1 protein-coding gene is annotated in these 1,608 nt (G+C 63.4%); it reads left to right on the plus strand.

Annotated elements, in window-relative coordinates; translation table 11 throughout:
* On the plus strand, window positions 1-1,608 hold a 1,608-nt coding region (locus tag ABTZ17_RS36770), incomplete at both ends, for a dihydropteroate synthase (protein ID WP_352200174.1).

Genomic DNA, 1,608 nt, shown 5'->3' on the forward strand with positions numbered 1-1,608 from the left:
GGTGCGGGATCCGCGTCCGGAGGCGGGTGCGTCGTCGTTGTATCAGGCGGTGCCGTTCCGGCAGGACGTCTCGTACATGGCGATCGGTGAGCGGACGAACGCGAACGGGTCGAAGAAGTTCCGTGAGGCGATGTTGGAGGCTCGCTGGGACGACTGTGTGGAGATGGCGCGGGATCAGATCCGTGAGGGTGCTCACATGCTGGATCTGTGTGTGGATTATGTCGGCCGGGATGGTGTGGCGGACATGGAGGAGTTGGCGGGTCGGTTCGCGACGGCTTCGACGTTGCCGATCGTGTTGGACTCGACCGAGGTGGGTGTGATCAGGGCCGGTCTGGAGAAGTTGGGCGGCCGTGCGGTGATCAACTCGGTGAATTACGAGGACGGGGACGGGCCGGAGTCGCGGTTCGCTCAGGTGACGCGGTTGGCGCGGGAGCATGGTGCGGCGTTGATCGCGTTGACGATCGACGAGGAGGGTCAGGCTCGTACGGTCGAGCACAAGCTGGCGATCGCGGAGCGTCTGATCGCGGATCTGACGTCGAACTGGGGGATCCGTGAGTCGGACATCCTGATCGACACGTTGACGTTCACGATCTGCACGGGTCAGGAGGAGTCGCGGGGGGACGGGATCGCGACGATCGAGGCGATCCGTGAGTTGAAGCGGTTGCATCCGTCGGTGCAGACGACGTTGGGGTTGTCGAACATTTCGTTCGGGTTGAATCCGGCGGCGCGGATCCTGTTGAACTCCGTCTTCCTGGACGAGTGCGTGAAGGCGGGTCTCGACAGTGCGATCGTGCACGCGTCGAAGATCCTGCCGATCGCGCGGTTCGATGAGGAGCAGGTGTCGACGGCGTTGGATCTGATCTACGACCGTCGGCGTGAGGGGTATGACCCTCTGCAGAAGTTGATGGCGTTGTTCGAGGGTGCGACGACGAAGTCGTTGAAGGCGGGGAAGGCGGAGGAGCTGGCGGCGCTTCCGTTGGAGGAGCGTTTGCGGCGTCGGATCATCGACGGGGAGAAGAACGGTCTGGAGGCGGATCTCGACGAGGCGTTGACGGGGCGTCCTGCGTTGGAGATCGTCAACGACACCTTGCTGGCGGGGATGAAGGTCGTCGGTGAGTTGTTCGGTTCGGGTCAGATGCAGTTGCCGTTCGTGTTGCAGTCGGCCGAGGTGATGAAGACCGCGGTGGCGCATCTGGAACCGCACATGGAGAAGTCGGACGCGGACGGGAAGGGCACGATCGTCCTGGCCACCGTCCGGGGCGATGTCCACGACATCGGCAAGAACCTCGTCGACATCATCCTCTCCAACAACGGCTACAACGTCGCGAACATCGGGATCAAGCAGCCGGTCTCGGCGATCCTGGAAGCCGCGGAACAGCACAAGGCCGATGTGATCGGCATGTCCGGTCTCCTCGTGAAATCCACTGTGATCATGAAGGAGAACCTGGAGGAGCTGAACTCCCGGGGACTCGCCGCCACCTACCCGGTCATCCTCGGTGGCGCGGCCCTGACCAGGGCTTATGTGGAGCAGGACCTGCACGAGATCTACGAGGGCGAGGTCCGCTACGCCCGCGACGCCTTCGAGGGCCTGCGCCTCATGGACGCCCT

Source organism: Streptomyces sp. NPDC097619 (genome assembly GCF_040302735.1).
Classification (GTDB): Bacteria; Actinomycetota; Actinomycetes; order Streptomycetales; family Streptomycetaceae; genus Streptomyces.